Consider the following 23,115-nt stretch of genomic DNA (forward strand, 5'->3'; position numbering starts at 1 on the left):
GTCCTTTTTGGACGGGCGGGACGCCCATCCCACAATAACAATTAAAATTGTAAGTTATTTAATTCGCGATCCTTAGTGGTTGACAATTACCAATTACCAATTAGCAATTACCAATTACCAACAATTTAATATGTTCCTGCAGGCAGATGCACCGATCGCACTTTGAATAAAAAAGTGACAGCGCGATCGATCTTCCTAAATAAACCTAGCCTTTATGCTGCTAATTTGTTAAGATTTACAAACATCAGGGACATCCGCACAAGTGCAAACTCATCAGCATTCTCAGGCAAAAACAAACTAGACAAGCAAATTACACAAAATAATACTTAGAAATTTCTTGCCATGAGGCTCAAAGGCAAGTGAGTCATGAAAATCGAACTATTAAAAGAAAAATTAGAACAGCTCAAAAAACGTCCCAATTCGAGCAAAGGAACGATCGACCAAATCGAAAACTGGTTAACCGGTTCCCACATTTTGCAGAGATTGAGAATTAATCCTTACTACGTAGCAGGCGATACAGTCAAGAATGTTAAAAAAATTACTTCCGAATTTCTGCACGGAGTGAAAGCCGGTGCCTTCGACTTGCACTGGGATATTCACTGCCCCCACTGCAACATGATTACAGAAGAATTTAAGGATTTGGCAGACACATCAGAAATGTCTTTTTGCCCGATGTGCGAGCGCGAGTTTAAAATTGATTTGCTCGATCGTGTCGAAGTTACTTTTTCCCTGAACAAAGAAATCGAAGACCCCCAACTGCGGCCCGTCTGCGCTCCCCCTCCCGTACTCCTGAGCAAACTGCAACTGGTGACACCTCTCTACTGCACCGAATCAGAGACTGTTAGCTTAGAAAAAGGTCGATACCGCTACTGCTGTCCCCTGACTTTAGCTAAAGGGATTTTAAAGGTTGAAGGCGCAGAAACAGAAGAGATACAAGAAATTCAACTCCAGCAGTTGGCCGGCCCAGATTTCGACAAAAAAGAGCTTGCCGTGCGTCCGGGAAAACTCAAGATAGAATTAACTAATACCGAACACAATTTGTCGGGGCTGATTTTGCATTCAGATGAATTGCCCGATGAATTGAAAGTAGAACAACTGCCCCTGCGGCTGTCAGGAATCCAACTGCTTCATCACCCGGATTACAAGCGTTTGTTCGGCGATAAAGTAATCTCGGAAAGAGAGCGAGTCAAGATTCGGGCGATTACTATTATGTTTACTGATATTACCGGTTCTACCAGAATGTACGAAACACTGGGAGATACTAAAGCTTACAATATTGTGCGCGATCATTTTGAAATTTTCTTTGAGTCGATCGAGAAATTTGGCGGTAAAGTCATTAAAACCATCGGCGATGCCGTCATGGCTTCTTTTATCAGCAACGAACAAGCCATTATGGCTGCCGCTGGTGCTGTAGCCTGTTTGAGAGAGTATAACTCCACTCGCCAAGCACAAGAGTGGATTCAAGTCAGGATTGGCATTCACCGAGGTACGGCTTTGCTGGTAAATCTTAATAATTCGATCGACTATTTTGGCTCTACAGTCAACAAAGCCGCCCGCATTCAAAATCTTTCTAAAAGTGACGAAGTTTCGTTTTCCGAAGATGTTTACAGCGACGAAGCATTTTTAACAGCATTAAAAACTGCTGGAGTCTCCGAAATTCAAAAACGAGTAGAAGATTTAAAAGGAATACAAGGCGCCCAAGTCGCTTATACTGCTAGAATTAATACTGAATCAGTAATCCCGCTGTCTGCTACACTGGTGAGTGAAAAAAGCTAAGTACAAAAGCTGATATACTACTTGGTTATTGCCAGCCTATTGTTGTACTCGCCCCAACAGCAGATAGAATTTTTCGATCGCCCTCAGCTCATGGCTCCCACAGTGTAGCTCATCCTTAAGGGAGCTTCATAATGCCGATTACTTAAGTAGGCTCTGATACAAATAGTCCGAATTACTTAGCCACACGCTTACCAAATATGTTGGCTTTTAAATAACTGAAGTCGAGGACTTCACATTATGACTTCTCCTCAATTATCTCCAGAAAATACACCCGAATCGATCGCACCAGCCGCCCTCGATTGCGAACAATTAGCCGAAACCGAGGCCCCCTTTCCCATTGTTGGGATTGCCGCCTCAGCAGGAGGTTTGGCAGCATTCACGGGGTTACTGAGCCATTTACCGATTGATACGGGTATGGCGTTTGTGCTGATTCAGCATTTAGATCCCAATCACAAAAGTCTGCTGAGCGAGATTCTCGCGAGAACGACGCAAATGCCTGTTAATGAGGTAAAAGACGGCGTAGCTGTAGAACCCAATCAAGTCTACGTTATTCCGCCCAACACCAAGATGGTGGTATGTAAAGGCGTGCTGCAACTATCACCGCGCGAGAAGATTTATGGCAAATATATGCCGGGAGATGCGTTTTTTACCTCATTGGCGATCGATCGCGGGCACAAAGCAATCGCCGTAGTTTTATCCGGGGGAGACGGAGACGGTTCACTGGGGCTCAAGGCAATCAAAGCAGCCGGAGGCATGACTTTTGCTCAATGTCAAGACACAGCAAAAGTTGATAGTATGCCGAATACCGCTGTTGCGACAGGCAATGTCGATTTCATTCTGCCACCGGAAAAAATTGCCGAGGAACTGGGAAACTATAGTCGCAGTCCCCTTCTGACTGGCCCGCTTCCCCTGACAAAAGTTGAGGAATCGCCCGAACAGGGAGATGCCCTGGCAACTATTTTTGCGCTGCTGAAATCCACCACAGGCGTTGATTTTAGTCACTACAAACCCAACACGATCGCTCGACGCATCCAGCGACGGATGGTGTTGTACAAGCTGGAAACCTTGAATGATTACGCCCAACATCTTCGAGACAATTCGGCTGAAGTCACAGCCCTGTATGAAGAAATCTTGATCCACGTTACCAGTTTCTTCCGCGATCCCGAAGCCTTTGAAAAGTTAAAAGAACTGGTTTTCCCCACGATTACCCAAAATAAATCGGCCGAAACTCCGATTCGGATTTGGGTGGCGGGATGTTCGACAGGTGAAGAAGTTTATTCGATCGCCATTTGCTTGTTAGAGTTTTTGGGCGATCGAGTCATCCAGCCACCGATCCAGATTTTTGCCACAGACATTAGCGAACAGGCGATCGGCAAAGCGAGGTCTGGCGTCTACTCAGAAAACCAGATGGTAGATGTTTCACCAGAACGACGTACTGGCTACTTTATTGCCCAAGAAGAAGGTAGCTATAGAATCAGCAAGGCAGTCCGCGAACTGTGTGTATTTGCCAGACAAGACTTAGGTAGCGACCCGCCTTTTTCCAATCTCGATTTAGTTAGCTGTCGCAATGTACTCATCTACTTGGGAGAGTCTTTGCAAAAAAAAGTGATGCCCATTTTTCACTACAGTCTTAACCCAAATGGCTTTCTCCTGTTAGGCACTTCTGAGAGCACCGGAAAATTCTCAGACTTGTTTACTTCAGTGGATAAAAAATCTAAAATTTATGCCAAAAACTTGACGGCGACTCGTCCGACTTTTTCGTTTACGCCGAGTTCCTATCCCGTAGCTAAAGCACGTGAACGCCAGGGAGTGAAGGAAAATTTGACAAATAGCTTGGATTTACAGCGAGAAACAGACCAACTGATTTTGAATCGCTATGCCCTAGCAGGTGTGGTTGTCAACGAGCTCATGAACATCCTGCAAGTGCGGGGAGACATCAATCCTTACTTGAGACTGGCCTTCGGAACGCCCGACTTAAACTTGCTGACAATGGCAAGGGAAGGCTTGCTGGTTGAGCTTCGCACCGCTATTTATCAGGCACAAACGCAGAACGTGACCGTTAGGAAAGAAGGGGTATCGGTTGTTGAATCGGGCGGACGATCGAGTATCGTCAATTTTGAGGTGATTCCCTTCGGGCCACAGGCGGTCGAAGGACGCTACTTTTTGGTGCTATTTGAACAGGCTTCACCCCCGGTGCTTAACCTCACCACCCTCCCTTCTGAAAGCTTCGAGCACGCTGATTTAGTGCGCGAAATTGAGCTGCTGAGGCAGGCACTTGCAACCGCTTACCAAGACAAAACTGCGGTGCAAGCGCAACTCCAAGCGGTGATCGAGGAACAGGAAAATCTCAACCAAGACATCAAAATTGCCAACGAAGAAATCCTCTCGAGCAACGAGGAGTTGCAAAGCACCAACGAGGAGTTAGAAACGGCCAAAGAAGAGATTCAAGCCACTAACGAGGAACTCACTACCACTAACGAGGAACTTCGCAGCCGAAATATTGAACAAAGCTTGGTCAATAACGATCTGATAAATTTGCTTTCGAGTATCAATATCCCTATCTTAATGCTGACAAACGATTTACAGATTCGACGCTTTACGCCAACGGCACAGCAAATTTTTAGTGTGATTCCCACAGATGTTGGACGACCCTTTAGCGACATCCGCTCAACTCTGAACGTTCCTGACTTGGAACAGATGATTTTGGAGGTGATTGATACTCTCCAGACGAAAGAACAAGAAGTTCAAACTTTATCGGGATATTGGTACAACCTCCGCATTCGTCCTTACCGGACAACGGAAAACCAGATTGACGGTGTGGTGATGGTTTTGCTCGATATCGATGCTCTTAAACGCAGTGCCAGAACCTTGGAGGAAGCCCGAAATTATGCTGAAACCATTGTGGAAACTGTGCAAACGCCTTTAGTCGTCCTAGATGCTAATTTCCGAGTGAATAAAGCAAATCGCTCGTTTTATGAAATGTTTCAGGTGTCACCGTCAGAAACAGCAAAATATTCGCTGTTTGAGCTAGGCAACGGGCAGTGGAATATTCCCCAATTGCGATGGATTTTGGAAGATATTCTGGTGAGTGATGTTAAGCTTGAAAACTTTGAGTTGGAGCACCTGTTTGACCAGATAGGGCAGAAAATCCTGCTGCTGAATGCTTGTAAACTTGAACGAGAAGACCAAGCTTTAATGATTCTGTTGTCGATCGAGGATATCACAGAGCGCAAGCAGTTTGAGACAGTACGATCGCAGTTATTACTGCATGAACAGTTGGCCCGCCACCAGGCAGAAACAGCCAACCGCAGTAAAGATGAATTTCTGGCGAATCTCTCCCACGAATTACGCAATCCCTTGACTCCGATCCTGGGCTGGGCACAAATTCTGCGTTCCGGGAAACTGAAGGAACCAGCCATTACTAAGGCTCTAGAGGTGATCGATCGCAGCGCGAGGGCGCAATCTCAGTTAATCGAAGATATCCTGGATATTTCCCGCATTACCAGTGGCAAGCTTCAACTGTGCATTTGTCCGATCGATCTGCGGTTAGCGGTGGAAGCTGCGCTGGAGGGGGTTGAATTATCAGCCGAGGCAAAAAACATTCAAATTGTTTCGCAGTTGATTTCTACGACTGTTTTAGGGGATGCCCATCGCTTGCAGCAAGTTGTGTGGAATCTTCTGTCTAATTCGATTAAGTTTACTCCGGCGGGGGGACGAGTGGAAATCATCCTATCGGCGATCGAGAATCATGCTCAACTTCGAGTCAGCGATACGGGAAAAGGCATTGGGGCACAATTTTTGCCGTATATTTTCGATCGTTTCCATCAAGGCGATTCCAGCAGCGTTAAAGAGAATCAAGGGCTGGGATTGGGTTTGTCGATCGTGCGTCACCTGATTGAATTGCACGGGGGAACGGTGCAAGCCGAAAGTCCGGGTGAGGAACAAGGAACTACAATGACTGTGAGATTGCCGTTGCGCTCGCTACCTCAAGAGTTGAAATCGGCGATCGATTTAAAGTCAACTGCTTTGGTAGAACCTTTAAACGCCTCTAGCGATCGCGTCCCCTCTCTAAAAGGCTTGCACATCTTAGCCGTAGACGATCAGATAGATACGCGCGACTTCTTACAATTTGTGCTTGAAGGCTACGGGGCTGAGGTTTTGGCAGTTGCATCTGCCAGAAGTGCGATCGCTGCTTTGACTGAAAATCCCGGCAAATATGACGTGCTAATCTCCGATCTCGGAATGCCAGAGGAAGATGGGTTTTCCTTAATTCGAGAAGTGCGAGCTCTTGCTGCGGAAGCCGGAGGAGAAATCCCAGCGGCGGCGCTGACTGCCTATGCGGGCAATAAAGAACGCGAAATGGCGATCGAAGCTGGTTTTCAAAGGCATATTGTTAAGCCGATCGAGCCGGTTGTACTAGGATTAATGGTGGCTAATTTAGTAGGACGATTTTAAATATTTTGTATGATATCATGTCCGGTCGATCGATCCTAATATCCGGCCGGGGCGGGTTTATTGAATTTGGGATTTGTGTTGAAGATCAGGGTGAACCCGCCCCTACAGAAATCATGTCAATTGATCGTGATTCTTTGAGGGGCGGGCGATGCCCTGAGTGTAGTCGAAGGGTTCACCAACAATACCTGCCAATAATTGACAATCTCAAAAACCCGCCTCGGCCACTGATATGATCTCCGGTCATCGAGCGCGATTTTCGTAGGGGCGGGTTCACCAACAATACCTGCCAATAATTGACAATCTCAAAAACCCGCCCCGGCCGCCATATTATGGTTCAATACTCTTCTGTAGGTGGGCTCCGAGCGTAGCGCACCCTCCGTTTCACGGGCCCAACCTACGCACGATCGGTTTTTTTCACACTAACCCAAGCGTATTGTATTATGGTTAATCGATCGCACATGATATTGTAGGGACACAACATTGTTGTGTCCTGATATAAATATTACGGAGTTCAGATTCTTGGTAACTATTAAATGTCGGGGCATTACCTTCTCTAATATCCAAGCCGTAATCTTTGACAAAGACGGCACTCTAGAGGATTCTCAGGAGTTTTTGAGATTGTTGGGGATGAAGCGATCGCGCCTCGCAGACGCTCAAATTCCGGGCGTTGGAGAGCCTTTACAAATGGCTTTCGGCATCGAAGCTGGCAGCATCGACCCCACGGGCTTGCTAGCAGTCGGTAGCCGCAGGGAAAATGAGATTGTGGCGGCGGGATACATCGCCGAAACCGGCAGGGGATGGCTGGAATCTTTAACTATTGCGCGCCGCGCTTTTGACGAAGCTGACGAAATGTTTAAAAATAGTGCTGTTTCTCCTTTATTTGTCGGCAGTTTGGAAGTGCTGAAATATCTTTCGGAAGCTGGTTTAAAACAGGGAATTCTTTCGGCTGCTACAACAGAATCGGTGCAGAAATTTGTGAAACACCACGCATTAAGCGAGTGGATTCAGTTAGAAATGGGAGTTGATTCAACGCTTCATAAACCAGATCCGAAATTGTTTTTGCTAGCTTGTGAGAAACTCGGAGTAAATCCCGCAGCAACTTTGATGGTGGGAGATTCAGCGGGCGATATTCAGATGGGTAAAAATGCGGGCGCGGCTGGCTGTATCGGGATTTGTTGGGGAAAGGCCGAGGTTAGTCATTTGGAAAATGCTGATGTGGCGATCGCATCTTTGGATGAAATTACAATTTTAGCAGATTGAGCAAACATCGCATCAATTCCGGTGGCACCGGAATAGATATCAGTTCCTACAGAGATGTTGCAGCATTGTCAATAATCCTTTTATGAACAGGCATCTTGCCTGTTCCACAAGAGATGAATTTTCTTGTGGAACAGGCATCTTGCCTGTTCTTGAGAATGGTGCAACATCTCATATCGCAGCCTTGTCAATAATCCTTTTATGAACAGGCTTTCCGGCCTGTTCCACAAGAGATGAATTTTCTTGTGGAACAGGCATCTTGCCTGTTCTTAAGAATGGTACAACATCTCAGTTCCTACAGACAACGCAAACCCAGAATTACGACATCTCTTTCAAGGCCGTCAAGTTCGGCAACTTGTGGCAGATATCCCCACCGCTGAAAGCCAAATTTCTCAAACAATCTTACACTCGGCTGATTGTGAGCAAAAATTATTCCTATGAGAGTTTTAAGCTTCAATTCTGGACTCCGCAGAATTGCCGATTGCAATAAATTTTGTCCGATTCCGCAGCGTTGGCGATCGGGTGCGACGTAGATGCTAACTTCTGCTGTATGCTGATAGGCGGCGCGTCCGTAGAAAATCTGCAAACTCAGCCAGCCAACAATATTTTGTTCTGATTCCATTACCCAAATCGGCCAGGAATTGGGGGAGTGTGCTCTGTACCACGGGAGGCGGCTTTCGACTGACACTGGTTTTAAATCTGCTGTGGCCATTCTGCCTGGTATTGCTGCGTTGTATATTTGGACAATTGCTGGCAAATCGCTTTCTTCTGCGTCGCGGATTTTCATCGTTGGGTTGACTGTTAACTGTTGACTGTTGAGCATAGAATCTGATCCCCCCTAACCCCCCTTAATAAGGGGGGGACAAGATTCTTCTCAAAGTCCCCCTTCTTAAGGGGGATTTAGGGGGATCGAGATATGTACAACTTCACATTAAATTGGTATTAACTGTCTTCTGGTTACCAAGCAGAGTCTGGGAACTAGGAGACAAACTTATTTTTACTACTACAAATTGTACAGTTCCATAATATCGCTGACAGCCATTCTTGAATTTGCTCCCAAAGTCAGGGGCGATGTGTGTCCTCGCTGCAAGTGTTCTGCCGCCGCACAGCCAATCATTGCTGCGTTGTCTGTACAATATTTTAATGGCGGAAACAATACCCGCAAGTTGTGTTTTGCTGCGGCTGCTTGTAAGTGTTTTCGGAGTCCGCTGTTTGCTGCAACTCCCCCGCCGACTACAATAGTGGTAAGCCCGAAATTTACCGCACAGTCGATCGCTCTTTTTGTTAAACCCTTAGCTACAGTTTCCTGAAAGCTGGCCGCAATATCATTAATTGTAGAGGCAGGCAAGATGCCTTCCTCACCCACATTGTTATTTTGTTTCTTGAGTTTCTGCACTAATTGCAAAACTGCGGTTTTCAAGCCGCTAAAACTACTGTCGTAAGGATGGTAGCCGCCACCGGGCAAGGAAATTCTGCCTTCTGGTAGAGGGTATGCTTGGGGATTGCCAAGGGCGGCCAATTTGTCAATCAGCGGCCCGCCGGGATATCCTAGCTGCAACAGTCTCGCGACTTTATCAAAAGCTTCGCCGGCGGCGTCGTCGCGTGTTTGTCCTACTGTTTCATAAACGCCGCAATCTTTGACGTAAATGAAGCTAGTGTGTCCCCCGGAAACTAACAAACACAAAAACGGTGGCTGCAAGTCTGGTTCGGTAAGGTAAGAAGCGTAGATGTGCCCTTCGAGGTGGTGGACGCCTAAAAAAGGTTTTTGATGGACTATTGCCAAGCTTTTCGCCGCTGTCAGCCCGACTAACAATGCACCTACTAAACCGGGGGCACAAGTCGCTGCAATGCCGTCAATTTCTGACCAACTCAGGTTTGCTTCACCGAGACACTGGGCAATTACCTGATTGAGCATTTCTAGGTGACTCCGCGAAGCCACTTCGGGCACTACCCCACCAAACTGCTCGTGGATTTTAATTTGTGATGCTACAACATTGCTGCAAACTTGACGATTCTTAACAATTGCTGCTGCTGTTTCGTCACAACTTGTTTCGATTGCGAAAATGGTTGCCATTAACTGCTAATTTTATTTGATAGGTTAGTTATTGCTAGCTTAACTAATTCGGCGCAAGTCCCCCGCTCAACCTGTACTCAGGTTATTGTTAAGGGATTTTTGCCCGATCGACAGGTAAGGCCATCATCTGATGCCATGAAGGAATATCCTCGCGGTATTGCTAGCTCAGCATTGACCTATGAAAACGGGAATCCCTCATTCTATTGGGCTTTGCCGCATTAATGGTGGATACTTTACACTGTCAACAAACACGGTAATCTGGATTCCAGATCGGCAAGTTGAAATGCTTGTACAAAAACTTATTGTTTTGTAACAAAAGGAAACAATTCCATGCGACGATTGTTTGCTGCAATTTTAGTGTTGAGTGTCTGGATCAGTTTTGCTCCAGTTGCTTCGGCTTACAATTTAGTGCCGTGCAAAGACTCTCCCGAATTCAAGGAACTGGCTAAAAATGCACGTTCAACCAATGGCGACCCGGCATCTGCGAAAGCAAGATTCGATCGCTATTCTCAAGCTATGTGCGGCCCGGAAGGATACCCGCACTTAATCGTAGACGGCAACTTGAGCAAAGCAGGGGACTTTTTGATTCCTAGCATACTGTTCTTGTATATGGCAGGTTGGATTGGTTGGGTAGGCCGTTCTTATCTGCAAGTTACCAAAAAATCCGCAACCCCAGAGGAAAAAGAGATTATTATCGACGTTCCTTTGGCAATCAAATGTATGCTGAGCGGCGTTTTATGGCCTCTGGCAGCTCTCACATCAATCACCAGCGGTGAAATGTTTGCCAAGGACGACGAAATTACTGTTTCCCCCCGCTAAAATTGGGAAATGGAGAAAAGCTAATAGCTAACAGTTAAGTAATTAACTAGAAATTAGCAATTAGCGCGCTTACCGATCGGCAATTACCAACTGTCTCGAATTTTCAGGAGCAGAATTCATGCAATATTTTGTCAAGTTTCTTTCGACCGCACCAGTATTGGCTATCCTTTGGCTATCTATTCAAGGCGCGGCTTTAATTGAATTTAACCGCTTTTTCCCCGACCTGCTTTTCCATCCGATGCCTTAAGATTTGAGGCAAATTAGGTTGCAAAACCTAGGAGAAAAAGTTGAGAGTTTTGAGTTTTGAGTGATGAGTTACCGGTTAATTTAAAGCTCAAATATCAAAACTCTCAAACTCTATAGCATTTCTCAGTAACATGAAGCGAGCATAGGGCATAGGGCCTAGGGCATAGGGCATACCTCACAACGGTTGAAAACTTCTATAACAGTTGGGTGAAGACCAGCGCACACTAGGGAAAAAGCCCAGAGTCTCAAATATTTAGTTATTCAATTAGTTTCTAATGACAACTGACAACTGACAACTGACAACTGACAACTGACAACTGACAACTGACAACTGACTAATGACTAATATTTGGAATCGATGAAGTCTTATCTCGCCGCAGCAATTCAAATGACTAGCTTGCCTGACCTGCAAAAAAATTTGGTTCAGGCAGAGGAATTAATCGACCTGGCAGTGCGTCGGGGTGCGGAGTTAGTTTCCTTACCAGAAAATTTCTCGTTTATGGGCGAAGAGGAGGAAAAGATTGCTTCAGCAGAGGCGATCGGGCTCCAAAGCGAAAAATTTCTCAAAACGATGGCCCAACGATTCCAGGTAACGATTCTGGGCGGCGGATTTCCAGTGCCGACGGAGGGGGGGAAGGTATACAATACTTGTTTGCTGGTAGACCCAAACGGCACGGAAGTGGCAAGGTACAGAAAAGTACATTTGTTCGATGTGAATGTGCCAGACGGCATTACTTACAGGGAATCGAACACTGTGAAAGCTGGTGAAGATTTGCCGCCTGTTTATGTGTCGCCGGATTTGGGGACGCTGGGACTTTCGGTGTGCTATGACGTGCGGTTCCCGGAAGTGTACAGGCATTTGTCGTACAAAGGGGCCGATATTTTGTTCGTGCCGGCGGCGTTTACCGCTTACACTGGCAAGGATCACTGGAAGGTTTTGTTGCAAGCTAGGGCGATCGAGAATACTTGTTATACGATCGCCCCTGCACAAACTGGTCGCCACTACGGCCGCCGTCAAACTCACGGTCACGCGATGATTATAGACCCTTGGGGTGCCGTTTTGGCGGATGCTGGAGAGGAACCGGGTGTGGCGATTGCAGAAATTAATCCCGATCGACTAGAACAAGTCCGCCGCCAGATGCCGTCGCTGCAACACCGGGTTTTTCTTTGAAGGAATTTTGAGACCAATTGGTCTCAAAATTTCGGAAATTAATCCCGATCGACTAGAACAAGTCCGCCGCCAAATGCCCTCACTGCAACACCGGGTTTTTCTCTGAAGGATTTTTGAGACCAATTGGTCTCAAAATTTCAGTCCCCGTCAGGGACAACACCTGAAGAATTTTGAGCCAAACATATTGTTTAATGAAGGTTCAATGACCGTGCACTTCTGCTAAAAGGCGAATTGGCGAAAGTAGAATTGCACGAAATGCGTCTTTTTTGAAGAAATGAAACACACTCTTTCGGTTTTAGTTGAAGATGAAGCGGGTGTCCTCACTCGAATTGCTGGTTTGTTTGCCCGTCGGGGTTTTAATATTGAAAGTCTCGCCGTTGGCCCGGCGGAACAAGGGGGAGTGTCTCGGATTACGATGGTTGTACCCGGAGATGACCAAATTATCGAACAGTTGACAAAGCAACTGTACAAGTTGATTAACGTGCTTAAAGTTCAGGATATAACGGAAATTCCCTGTGTGGAACGGGAGTTGATGTTGCTGAAAGTTAATGCTGCTAGCGGGACGCGATCGGAGATAATTGAGTTAGCTCAAATTTTTAGAGCGCGAGTGGTGGATATTGGTGATGATACGCTGACATTAGAAGTTGTCGGAGATCCCGGTAAAATGGTGGCGATCGTCCAGGTTCTGAATAGATTTGGGATTAAGGAAATTGCTCGTACTGGGAAAATTGCCCTGACGCGGGAGTCGGGGGTAAATACTGAGTTTCTCAAGTCTTTGGAAGCGAAAGTTTAAGTCAGGAGTCAGGAGTCATTAGTCATTAGTCATTAGTCATTAGTCAGAAAGGGGAGCATCTGAGTTTTGCATTTACAGTGCGAGCGTCCCCGCTCGCGTATTGTACAATACGCGAGCGGGGACGCTCGCACTACAATAAAAAAAATGCTTTTTACAAAACTGAGATGCTCCCTCAGAAAGAATGTTTTAACTTTTAACTTTCGACTTCTTATTGCCAATTATCAATTACCAATGACTGATGACTAATGACTAATGACTCTTGACTAATTACCATTTAGGTTGACTTTCTATCAAAAGTGTGGCTGCGATACTGTCTATCGGCTTTGAGAAAAAGTATCCTTGTCCGTATTCGCATTGCAGCGCTCTGAGTAAATTAAGCTGTTCGCTGGTTTCGATTCCTTCAGCAATTACATCCATGCCTAAATGACTGGCTAAAATTAAAATAGTCTGTACAATCGCTTCGTTGCCTTCATCTTCAGTCATGCGGCTGACAAAAGCTCGATCGATTTTTAAAGCATCAGTTGGAAAAGTGTGCAGGCGGCTCAAAGAAGAATAGCCAGTGCCGAAATCGTCAATATATAATTGAATTTCTAAATTTTTCAATTCCGCGAGGATAGCGACTGCTGATTCGGAATTCTCCATGATGACGCCTTCAGTAATTTCTACCTTTAAAGTGCGGGGGTCAAGCTGAGTTTCTTGTAAAATTTCGCGAATGCGATCGATTAAATCCGGTTGTTTAAATTGTTGGTTAGAAAGGTTGACGCTGACAGTCAACGGCGGATTTGCTGGGAATTTTTGGTGCCACTCGTGGATCTGACGGCAAGCCGATCGCATCATCCACCAGCCCATAGGTATAATCAATCTAGTTTCTTCAGCTACTAAAATAAACTCGCCAGGAGATACGACACCCCGCTGCGGGTGATACCACCGCATCAGCGCTTCAAAACCGCTGATTCTACCAGTAACTAGAGAGACGATGGGCTGATAGTAAAGCTGAAATTCCTGGGAGTCTAAAGCGCGTCGCAGGTCGTTTTCCAGTTGCAAAAGGGCGACGGCGCGAGTGTGCATACTTAAGTCAAAAACTTCGTGGCGAGCTTTGCCCAATCCCTTAGCATGATACATGGCAGCATCTGCATCTCGGAGCAGTTCTTCAGGCCGATCGTACAATATTGGGAACGGGGCATTGGGAACAGGAGAGTCAGAAGATAAGCAAGACAAAGAAGTTTCCCGATCGATATTTCCGAGATTTTCGGGACTCGACAGTTTGCTGGTTTCCCTTGGATACCGAGGAAAACCAGAACAAACAATCCCAATGCTAGCACTGGTAAAAACTTGATACTCGTTAAGGTAAAAAGGCTCTGCCAGTTCCGCCTGCACTCGTTCGGCAATCTGGATCGCATCCTCGGTGCTTTTGATATCTTCCAGCAAAATAGCGAATTCGTCGCCGCCGAGACGGGCAACGGTATCTCCAGCGCGCAAACAGATTCCCAGGCGCTGCGCGATCGCGATCAGCAACCGATCGCCCACTAAATGCCCCAAACTGTCGTTAACAACCTTAAAGCGATCGAGATCGATAAACAGCACCGCAAACAAAATCTCGGGGCGGCGTTTTGAAAGATCGATCGCGTGCCCCAAGCGATCCATAAATAAAGATCGGTTGGGCAAACCGGTTAGCATATCGTGCAAAGCATCGTGTACTAACTTATCTTCGGCTATTTTGCGGAGGGTAATATCTTCGACAGTGCCTTCGTAGTAAAGTAAATTTCCGTCAGGATCGCGAACTGCCCGGCCGTTCTCGGAAACCCAGATAGTAGTGCCGTCAGCGCGGTAAACTTGGGACTCGAACTCAGACACAAAACCGTGTTTTTCGATCGCGCGCAAAAACTCGACACGGCGGATGGGATCGAGGTAAAGTTGGCGGTCTATGTCTTGGATATTCGCGATCAATTCGGCGGCCGACTCGTAGCCGTAAATTCTCGCCAAAGCAGGGTTAGCGCTGAGGTAGCGTCCGTCGGGCGTTGTCTGGAAAATGCCTTCGATCGCATTTTCAAAGATACTGCGGTATTTCTCTTCCGCCTGTTGCAGCGCGAATTCTGCCTGCTTGCGATCGGTGATATCGGTCAACGTGCCGAGATAGCCTAGAACTTCCCCGCTTTGGGTAATTTCTGGCACTGCTTGCCAAAATACCCAGGTTGTGAAGTCACCGTTGCAAAAGCGGAACTCTAACTTACAGGGCAACTTGTCTGTGACAGCGCGATACCACTGGCTCAAAACACGATCGCGGTCTTCGGGATGCAAACTTTGGGCCCAACCTTGGCCTAGTGCCTTTGGCGCAGTCAATCCCGCCATCTCCAAAAATCGCTCATTGACGTACAAGCAATCTCCAGCAGCGTCGGCGCGGAAAATCCCGACAGGCAGTATTTTTGCCAAGGTGTAATAGCGGTATTCGCTTTCTAGCAGCGCGCTGGCAGCTACTTTAGTCTCGGTGATGTCAAACATTGCGCCTTGAAGGATAACAGACTTGCTTGCTTCATCGCGAACTGCGGTCGCTCGATCGCGGAACCAGACGACTCGGCCGTTGCGGGCGATCGCCCGGTATTCTGAAACCAGCGACCCCTCGCAGAAGATATCTTCTCCCTCGCTGAATTTCTGTGTGGCGTTTTCCACTAACACGCGGTCACGGTCTTCTGGGTGAACGAGTTTCAGCCACAGGTCGGGATCTGCTCTCCATTCAGCTACAGAATAACCTAGAAAAGTCTCGATTTGCGGGCTGATGTAAAGTTTGGCAGCCTTGCGGTTGAGAGGAGAAATGTAGGTGACAGCGGGCATTTGTTCTACCAGGGCGCAGTATTTCGCTTCTACAGTGGAGAGTGCGGCTTCTAGGCGCTGCCGCTCTAATTCGGCGGCGGCCCGTCCGGCAAAGATGCTGAGAATTAATCGGAATTTGGCAAGATGTGCTTCCACCAGGGGTCGATCGTGGAAAATACAAATAATGCCTAAAGGTTCGCCGTAAGAGTTTTTCAGCAAGACTCCCAGGAAACTGCGCGCACCTGTAACTACCGGTCTGCGGTCTTCTGGAAAGGTTTCCCCAAGGTAGTCTGGACAGGAATACATTCCCCCCTCCAGCACCCGCGCTTCGGGAGTATTGGCGGTGTCGTACTCAAAGTTTGGCTGCTGCTGTCCGTCGCTCCAAAAACTGATAAGTTGCAATCTATCGGCAGCAGCATCGGTGCGTGCCTTCGACTTAATCGATTTGGCAGCGACGGCGGTGCGAACTCCGAGTGCTGAGGCTAAGTGGCCAACTAAAGCATCAAAGAATTCTGCTCCCCCCGGCGACTCAGTACCTGCTAGGATTTCGCCCAGCAAATCTTCCTCTAATTGCTCGGAAGCAGTAACTTTGGGAGGATTCTCGGCATTCGGGCGATCGAGATTTTCCCCCATCGAACCCGAAATGCTCAGACTTAGGGTTTTGCAGGTTCCAGGCCCCACAAGAGGCGAAGACTTCACACTTAGGCGCTGTTGCTTCGCCAAGAATACAGCGCGGCCAATACCTAAAACTTTACCCAAGAAGCTGTCAGTTGGCGGCCACCGATTTGATTTGGGGAAAATCAAAAAGTTTTTCCGCATTTTTAATCCCGCAGATAAATCGTCGGGCTTTAATTCTGCCAACTGCCGTTGCTCTTGGGCTAGCGGTAGACTAGATGGCCTTCGCTGCCACTTGAGATAAATCGCGGACACCACGGCTAAAGTCGCCGATAATCCCAGAAGATATGCAAGAATCTCAAAGTAAAAAAATAAATCTAGATCGAACATCGATTAACACCGCTCGAAAATTGTTGTAGTTATCTGAAGCCAATCTATTTAAAAATAACTAAGTATCGCCACGGATGGGTAACGAATACAAGGTCAGATCGCCGTGAAGGCGACAAGAGAGTTAACAGTTGACAAAAAACCGGGCAATACTTGACATTACCCAACTTTTTGTGGTTCTTTTCGTACAGGCTCAACCCGTACAGGTGACACTGCAAACCCATCTATACGGTTGTGGCACTCCTCTAAGGGTGAGTTTACGTTTACTTTTATAATCATATTTAACGCTGCATTCACATCAGCATTAATCCGACTGTCATTCAAAGACCGAAACCACCCACGTTTACCTCCCTTACCCTGGTAAGACTCTTGCTTACCGATCGGCTCTAAATCCAAAAATCTGCACTTATTTGTATAAGATGCTTGTGTAACTATTACCTTGATCCCGACTAACTCAGTTTTGTAAGTAATAAATTTTAGGAGATGGGTATGAGGAATTACTACAAAAGTCTGATGCTCTTTTGGTGATTTTATATTTTGTTTATTCCTCACATTTGTGCCAATAATTAACAGGATTATTTTCTCATACACCAACCGCTTGACCATCAAACTGGTTTGATGAAGGTAGTTTTCTAATCGCTTGTTTCGATTAAAGGTGATTTGCTGGATTTGGCGCGTCGTAGATTTTCCCGGATCAAGTTTTGACACTAAAAATGCTCGGCGCTGATTGAAACCTTGAGGGATTGATTTGAGATGTTTTTTATCATAGATAGTTGGAATAAATGTTGGCTTATTAGATGCCAAAGCGACGAGGCGATCGATCCCTAAATCTATACCTGCTATGAGGTGAGAATTTAAATCCACCAACGTTACAAGCTTTTGATGGGCAGCCTCAACAAAGTAGAGCGCTGTTTCAAGACCTATCCTTACCTTGATGACCTTTTGGGATTTTGTAGAAATTATTATGTCACTTTGAGATAAATGAAGTAGTCCATTATTTTTGTCACCTCCCCTTTTTTCTATCGATTGGTTATCCTGACTTAACCAGTTACGTCCCCAGATTGTATGTTTGTAGTGGGGGATGCTGGGGAGGAATAAAAATCGAGGTAGATATCGGTCAGAAGCTATTCTTGACTTTTGGCAATCCTCCCAATCGTGAACAACTTGTTTGAGAACTTGATTGCTAATTTTAGCAGGGAATGATTGAGAGCCTTCTGTAGGTTTTAATAGTGCAGATAACTGTCTGATAATTCTGGTATTAGCAACTTTAGAGCCAGAAGTAAAAAAGGGTTTCCTCATATAATATTTACCACGATCGGATAGATTTCGGGACAGAAACGATAAGTCATCAAACTGTTTATAAAACTGATGCTGCCGAGCTATGTAATGCCTTTCAACAACCCTCATAATTTTGGGGAGAAACGAAAAGTTTTTTGTTGCTTTGCTAAGCAAGATACAATAAAGTCTAGGGATTATCTGATCTAGTGTAACACCCATGATGAAAGCTATCGTTTTTCAAACCCCCGGAAGCCCGTCCGTATTGAAACTGCAAGATATCCCCGCCCCTACTATACAAACAGAAACTGAAGTTTTGGTACGGTTGCGAGCGGCAGGTATCAATCCGATAGATACTAAGTTGCGATCGCGCGGCACTTTTTACCCGGACAAAACTCCTCACGTTTTGGGGTGCGACGGTGCAGGAGTCGTAGAGGCTGTCGGTGCAGGTGTGCAAAGTTTCCAAGTGGGAGACGAGGTTTTTTTCTGCAATGGCGGTTTGGGCGGGTCGATCGGTACTTATGCCGAGTTTGCCGTTGTAGACGAACGTTTTCTCGCCCTCAAGCCTGCTGCTTTAAGTTTTGCTGAGGCGGCGGCGGCACCGTTAGTTTTAATTACAGCTTGGGAATCGCTGTACGATCGAGGGCGCTTGCAAGCCGGTCAAAAAGTCCTGGTTCAAGCTGGTGCCGGCGGTGTCGGCCACGTCGCGGTACAGTTGGCAAAATTGCAGGGTGCAGAGGTTTGCACAACTGTTAGTTCTGAGGAAAAAGCCAATTTTGTCAAGCACTTAGGTGCAGATTCAGTTATTTTATACAAAAACACCAATGTTGTCGATGAGGTTTTGACTTGGACTCAAGGACAAGGAGTTGATTTGGCTTTCGATACAGTCGGGGGAGAAACTTTTTACCAAACTATTCCGACTGTGAAAATTTATGGAGATTTGGTAACAATTTTGGAACCCGATCCGGCTTTGGGCAATTTGAAAACAGCGAGAATGCGGAATCTGAGAATTAGTCTGGAATTAATGTTGACACCGATGCTGGAAGGTTTGGTGGAGGAACAGGAACAGCAGGCTCATATTCTGCAGAAGTGTGCTCGTTTGTGCGATCGCAACTTGCTAAAAATTCACGTCAGCAAAACTTTCCCTCTCGAAGAAGCGCAAGCCGCTCACGAACTGTTAGAAACAGGCTCAGTAACTGGTAAAATAGTGCTTGAAATTGGGGGTTAAAAATACGGATTGTTAAATTTGCGGGTTGAAGAATCGCGGGCGATCGCCTCAAGCGACGGGGCCATCCGTTCCATTGTCAATCGGAACACTTTTGGGCTTGGGGGCAGTTGGGGAAAGCGATCCACTCAAGCGATGGACTCTACCTCAAGCTGGGATTCGTGAAGTTGCCACGACTCGAACATGAACTATCGGCGGCAGAATGGCTCCCAGACTGAACCCAAGCTAGATGGTCTTCGGATAGAGCGAGTTTGAGCGGATGAGGCGTGGCTGTAGACGGAGCGAGGCGATTCACTCGTGAGAACCTGCGATATACCTCCATCGTGGGACTAATTCGGTAAGTCAGCGACATCTGGAATGGAATCTAATAGCACGGATGCACCCGAAATGTGAAATTTCTTACCTGTATACAAGATCAGGCTAAAAGTTGAGCAATCAAGCTCTTTGTCATTAAGCAGCAATCACATTACCAGCCTGATCAATCTCATTACCATCCCGATCAATCACCTTACCAGCCTGATCAATCCATATACCGTTGCTCAATCGCTCAATATGATTTCTGGTATTTGAATAAAGAGCATTATATATGATAGAATTATCCTCTATAATCTCATAAAAAATATTACATTTTATGGGAAATAGTTGTATATGAATAGAGTTAGGAACAATAAGTTCCGTAACGCTCGGCCAAGGAGCATTTTCAATCTCTACTACATACTTAAATCCATAAACCTTGTCATAATCTGGATGATCTGATTTGTTGCGATTGTAAAAGTTGTCAAAATCATGTAAAGCATTTTTAAGTGGTTCTTCTGCGAACTTGTTGTGCTTCATATTTGCTGCATGGGTTAGGGGGATAAGATTTTTGGTTACTCCTGGACCACCCAGCACGTGATTCCACATATGTCCTTTGATGAAAAGGTGCTGTGAATATTTTGTTTGCAAGAATGTTGTAATTGGTTCAAGTTGATCTTGTCCAGGTACCGTACCTAGTTGCTTAAAAGCTCGGGGCAAAAGTATCACTGATACTTTATCACTCATAAGACCGGTATTTGTGTTACCATTACTATCGGTAAATTCGTATGATCTTGTTAAGAATTCCTCGTTAAAGTAGGAAGAAAATCTATCTAACGGTGGTCGTGTCCGCCTAGGACAAAGGTTTCTTTGTGCATTTTGGACATTCTGATTAATTTGATTGAATACCATGATAAATTCTCCTGCCTAGCGATCTAAATTTATTTGCGCGAACATACTCAGTTTTCTTGTTTCTTTTGGGGATAATGGAGTTTGATGCACTATTCAGTCCAGCAACTTTAGCAAACAGGACTAAATCACCGAATCGAAACCCCCGAAACCTTTATTCCCCAGTTACCCACTGAACGGGTACATTCAATCAGATACGTTACCTATAAAAGGGGATTGATCCCGAAGTATTCTTGAAACTTCGGGAACAAATCTTCTGATATATCTCCTTGGTAGTAGATTTGCCCATTTCGCTTGGACACAAACAGCATTTCATTATGAGCCCAGCTACCTCCAGCAGCTCCATAGACAAATAAGCGATCGCCAACTTGATAAGTCCAGTCTCCGAATAAATCATTGAAGTCTTCGTTTGAATCAGCGATCGCCAGCAACCCCCTAGTCAGACGGAGTATCCAACCGCCAGGACCAAGGAAAAAAGATGCCAAAAATGTTTCCGCTTCCTTTAACTCTCGCAGTGCCTCCATCGCCATGTTGCAGCCTTCTTGGCTTTGTATTTCATATACTGTAAATACTTGTGCAGATACACCATTTCTGATAATTTCCTGCTTTTTGCTAATAATCCTATGGCCATTGGGTGAATCCTTTAGTGCTGCATTGAATAAACCATTTGCAAAATTAACAATTGAGGTTGAGGGTAAACGAATTGGCGTTTTTGGTGGTTGTGTAGGCGCATCAGGCTCGTCAGGCTTAGTAGGGGTTGGGATACCTAAGACCGATCCTATATCTCCTAAATCCTTTGTGGGCCATTTATCAAGAGCACCTTTCAACACATCTATGGCTCGCTGTATTTGCTGTGAAACCTCATCAGCTTCACGCTCACATTCTTTTTGTTTCTCATCATCATTGTCAGTATCTACATCTCGACCTTCTGAAGGATTTTGTCGTACAAATCCTTCCAGCAAAATATGTGTCTGGAACAAAGTAATCATTGAGAAGAACGGTACAGATAGCCAACCAGCCATTCCCCCGATCATCGATGCAACCAGCCCGACCAATACGGCGACTTTACCCTTGAGCTCTGTTAAGACACTTAGAGCATCTGGACTATTTACCCTATATCTTTTTGCGGATTCCTCTATCTCAATCCACAATCCAATTATTCTATCTTTATCGTCCTTTGGGATTTCTTCGCCCTCTGTTTTTCCAGCTTCATCAAAAAATTGTGAGATTGCTTCTACCAAAGTTGGCTCGACAAGGAAGCCTAATCGAGATGTTTCTTTTTCCTTTCCTTGTGCTATCTCAGCCGCGAACTCATTTGTGTAGCTTCCGATACGTTCGATGAGCGGGGTGAGTATATCGCTTGGCACAGGTGTTTTTCTACTTGAAGGCAATGCCGGTCTGGTTTCTGGGTTGCCAGAGTTTTGGTAAAGTGCCTTAATGATACTCTTGCCCTCTTCCCAAACATCGTTGGAAAGTTCCCAGATAATCACTCCCTGCGCTCCGACATCCTTTAAGAAATTCAACTTGGTAACGGCAGTCTCTGGAGTTTCAAAGTAGATATTGTGAGTATAGAGGTAATCACCTGAAGCAGAGATAAAAGGAGGTCTTGGCGTACTTCCCAACACTTTAATATTGCCATTGGCAGCCGTATGAGCATCGGGAAATTGAGCCAGGATATCTTTGTACCGAATAGATTTATACCCTGGAGGAACTTGACCACTCAGGTCATCTGGATCTTTCCCGTAGGCAAAATCATAGCCATAGATCGGAACTCCTGCGGCGATCTTATCTCTGGGTATATTTTGTCCTGCACCCTGCCAGTTCACAAATAATGGATTCGTCCAGTACCAAAGCGTGTCTTCCACTGAAAGAATAGGATTATTTACAATCCCACGATTAGGCCACTCTCCCTGTTGTTCTTCAACATAAGACTCCTGATAAGAATCCTGAGTGCGTATATTAGAGGACTCCTGATTGCGTATCTTATACAGGGTTGTATGTGGCCCCACTGGAGACGCATTCCAAGAGCCAGTGAGATCGTAGGTCATAATTCCGAGCCAATCTACATAATCTGCTAATTTTGGGTCATAGTTATTTCCATAATATGAGGTGCCAAAAATAGCTGCGGAAACCAATTTATCAGGAATAGCTTGCTTTAATTTTTGAGCAAACAAAGTCAAAGCAGATCCAGCCGGATGAGGTCCATCACCTTTTGGTCTTCCTCCCTGATCCTGTTCACCAGGTTTGCCCCACCAGCACTCTAAATCCAGGTCTACGCCATCTAGATGGTTTGAATTGACAAAATTGACTACATTTTGTACAGCGCGATCCAGAAGTGGATTATCGGGATTATTTCCTATATCAGTCATCAACTTGAGGAATCCATAATCAACTGCACCTCCCAGCGCAATTAAGATTCTGGTGCCGTTTCGATGTCCGGTGTTGACCACATCTGAGAGGATTGCCTTAACGTCATCCAAGGACTTTGGTTCAAACTCACCGAGATTTACCTCACTAAACATGAGAAACGAGACGATGCCGTGGGTGATGTATCGATACATCTCATCATTGGCATAGTTAAATCCCTCTTTCTTTCTCCAAGTAGGAATATAGGCAATGATTTTAGCTTGTGCGGTCGGCGTGTGAGGTGTTTGATCGTACAACTCATCGTAAAACCGCCAACCATTATGATCTGCATCCCCTACCCCTGGTTCTGAAGCCCAGAAGTTGGCATAAAAGATGTTGCCATTGTATTTGACCATCGATCCGGTCGGGTACCCTTCGGGTTTAGCTACCCAGTCAGGAACGTTTGAGTAATCTGTAGAAATTCCCATTTTTCAACTTCTTTCGCTAAAGATAGATCCAGGGGTTGGTATTAATTACAGAAGGTTAGTTTGAGTTACTAACCTTCTGTATCCTCAATAACTGCAATTAAAATCAGCTATTCCTACGGCGATTCAGGTTTATGGAATTTGAGGTGTTTGCCCAACTTGTAATTGATCGGGCTATCG

The 23,115-nt window shown here is 45.7% G+C and carries 14 protein-coding genes; 8 read left to right on the forward strand and 6 right to left on the reverse strand.

The annotated features are described in order from the left end of the window. Positions 1-366 precede the first annotated feature (366 nt). The 3 genes from QT992_RS10075 to QT992_RS10085 all read left to right on the forward strand — a co-directional run bounded on the left by QT992_RS10075 (position 367) and on the right by QT992_RS10085 (position 7,491). Entirely contained in the window at positions 367-1,776 is a 1,410-nt protein-coding gene (locus QT992_RS10075) for an adenylate/guanylate cyclase domain-containing protein (protein ID WP_333342614.1), read from the forward strand. Positions 1,777-2,013: 237 nt separating this feature from the next. After that, positions 2,014-6,231 (forward strand): CheR family methyltransferase, encoded by a 4,218-nt coding sequence (locus QT992_RS10080; RefSeq protein WP_333342617.1) that lies wholly within the window; start codon positions 2,014-2,016, stop codon positions 6,229-6,231. Between the two features lie 519 nt (positions 6,232-6,750). Further along, positions 6,751-7,491, forward strand: coding sequence for an HAD family hydrolase (locus QT992_RS10085; protein WP_333342619.1), 741 nt, complete (start codon positions 6,751-6,753; stop codon positions 7,489-7,491). Positions 7,492-7,783: 292 nt separating this feature from the next. Here QT992_RS10085 and QT992_RS10090 read toward each other — a convergent pair whose 3' ends face one another. Next, positions 7,784-8,275, reverse strand: a complete 492-nt coding sequence (locus QT992_RS10090) for an N-acetyltransferase family protein (protein WP_333342624.1) — start codon at positions 8,273-8,275, stop codon at positions 7,784-7,786. A gap of 216 nt (positions 8,276-8,491) precedes the next feature. Continuing rightward, positions 8,492-9,562 (reverse strand): tRNA (adenosine(37)-N6)-threonylcarbamoyltransferase complex transferase subunit TsaD, encoded by a 1,071-nt coding sequence (gene tsaD, locus QT992_RS10095; protein ID WP_333342622.1) that lies wholly within the window; start codon positions 9,560-9,562, stop codon positions 8,492-8,494. Positions 9,563-9,892: 330 nt separating this feature from the next. Between tsaD and QT992_RS10100 the strand changes: the two genes are divergently transcribed. From QT992_RS10100 to ilvN, 4 genes are all read left to right on the forward strand, one after another. Next, entirely contained in the window at positions 9,893-10,381 is a 489-nt protein-coding gene (locus tag QT992_RS10100; RefSeq protein WP_333138816.1) for a Photosystem I reaction center subunit III, read from the forward strand. Between the two features lie 118 nt (positions 10,382-10,499). Continuing rightward, positions 10,500-10,628 (forward strand): photosystem I reaction center subunit IX, encoded by a 129-nt coding sequence (gene psaJ, locus QT992_RS10105; protein WP_106151078.1) that lies wholly within the window; start codon positions 10,500-10,502, stop codon positions 10,626-10,628. A 357-nt stretch (positions 10,629-10,985) separates the two neighbouring features. After that, positions 10,986-11,798, forward strand: coding sequence for a carbon-nitrogen hydrolase family protein (locus QT992_RS10110; protein ID WP_333322102.1), 813 nt, complete (start codon positions 10,986-10,988; stop codon positions 11,796-11,798). Between the two features lie 274 nt (positions 11,799-12,072). Next, positions 12,073-12,591, forward strand: coding sequence for an acetolactate synthase small subunit (ilvN, locus tag QT992_RS10120; protein WP_041622928.1), 519 nt, complete (start codon positions 12,073-12,075; stop codon positions 12,589-12,591). A gap of 267 nt (positions 12,592-12,858) precedes the next feature. Here the strand turns inward: ilvN and QT992_RS10125 are convergent, their stop codons facing one another. Next, on the reverse strand, positions 12,859-16,404 hold the full coding sequence (locus QT992_RS10125) for an EAL domain-containing protein (protein WP_333342699.1): 3,546 nt from the start codon (positions 16,402-16,404) through the stop codon (positions 12,859-12,861). A 156-nt stretch (positions 16,405-16,560) separates the two neighbouring features. After that, positions 16,561-17,898, reverse strand: a complete 1,338-nt coding sequence (locus QT992_RS10130; protein ID WP_333321183.1) for a transposase — start codon at positions 17,896-17,898, stop codon at positions 16,561-16,563. A 1-nt stretch (position 17,899) separates the two neighbouring features. Here QT992_RS10130 and QT992_RS10135 point away from each other — a divergent pair, with 1 nt between their 5' ends. Next, positions 17,900-18,904 carry a zinc-dependent alcohol dehydrogenase family protein gene (locus QT992_RS10135; protein ID WP_333342712.1) on the forward strand — a complete coding sequence of 335 codons (1,005 nt, stop codon included), beginning with the start codon at positions 17,900-17,902 and terminating at the stop codon, positions 18,902-18,904. A gap of 447 nt (positions 18,905-19,351) precedes the next feature. Here the strand turns inward: QT992_RS10135 and QT992_RS10140 are convergent, their stop codons facing one another. After that, entirely contained in the window at positions 19,352-20,107 is a 756-nt protein-coding gene (locus tag QT992_RS10140) for a hypothetical protein (RefSeq protein WP_333342703.1), read from the reverse strand. Positions 20,108-20,307: 200 nt separating this feature from the next. After that, complete coding sequence (locus QT992_RS10145; RefSeq protein ID WP_333342706.1) at positions 20,308-22,938, reverse strand: glycoside hydrolase family 18 protein; 2,631 nt, start codon at positions 22,936-22,938, stop codon at positions 20,308-20,310. Positions 22,939-23,115: the final 177 nt, after the last annotated feature.

Origin of the sequence: Microcoleus sp. T3_D1, assembly GCF_036700405.1 — a bacterium.
GTDB lineage: Bacteria > Cyanobacteriota > Cyanobacteriia > Cyanobacteriales > Microcoleaceae > Microcoleus.

Coding starts and splice junctions, on each gene's coding strand:
- QT992_RS10075 (WP_333342614.1), top strand. CDS start 367: ATGAAAATCGAACTATTAAAAGAAAAATTAGAACAGCTCAAAAAACGT.
- QT992_RS10080 (WP_333342617.1), top strand. CDS start 2,014: ATGACTTCTCCTCAATTATCTCCAGAAAATACACCCGAATCGATCGCA.
- QT992_RS10090 (WP_333342624.1), bottom strand. CDS start 8,275: ATGAAAATCCGCGACGCAGAAGAAAGCGATTTGCCAGCAATTGTCCAA.
- tsaD (WP_333342622.1), bottom strand. CDS start 9,562: ATGGCAACCATTTTCGCAATCGAAACAAGTTGTGACGAAACAGCAGCA.
- QT992_RS10100 (WP_333138816.1), top strand. CDS start 9,893: ATGCGACGATTGTTTGCTGCAATTTTAGTGTTGAGTGTCTGGATCAGT.
- psaJ (WP_106151078.1), top strand. CDS start 10,500: ATGCAATATTTTGTCAAGTTTCTTTCGACCGCACCAGTATTGGCTATC.
- QT992_RS10110 (WP_333322102.1), top strand. CDS start 10,986: ATGAAGTCTTATCTCGCCGCAGCAATTCAAATGACTAGCTTGCCTGAC.
- ilvN (WP_041622928.1), top strand. CDS start 12,073: ATGAAACACACTCTTTCGGTTTTAGTTGAAGATGAAGCGGGTGTCCTC.
- QT992_RS10125 (WP_333342699.1), bottom strand. CDS start 16,404: ATGTTCGATCTAGATTTATTTTTTTACTTTGAGATTCTTGCATATCTT.
- QT992_RS10130 (WP_333321183.1), bottom strand. CDS start 17,898: ATGGGTGTTACACTAGATCAGATAATCCCTAGACTTTATTGTATCTTG.
- QT992_RS10135 (WP_333342712.1), top strand. CDS start 17,900: ATGAAAGCTATCGTTTTTCAAACCCCCGGAAGCCCGTCCGTATTGAAA.
- QT992_RS10140 (WP_333342703.1), bottom strand. CDS start 20,107: ATGGTATTCAATCAAATTAATCAGAATGTCCAAAATGCACAAAGAAAC.
- QT992_RS10145 (WP_333342706.1), bottom strand. CDS start 22,938: ATGGGAATTTCTACAGATTACTCAAACGTTCCTGACTGGGTAGCTAAA.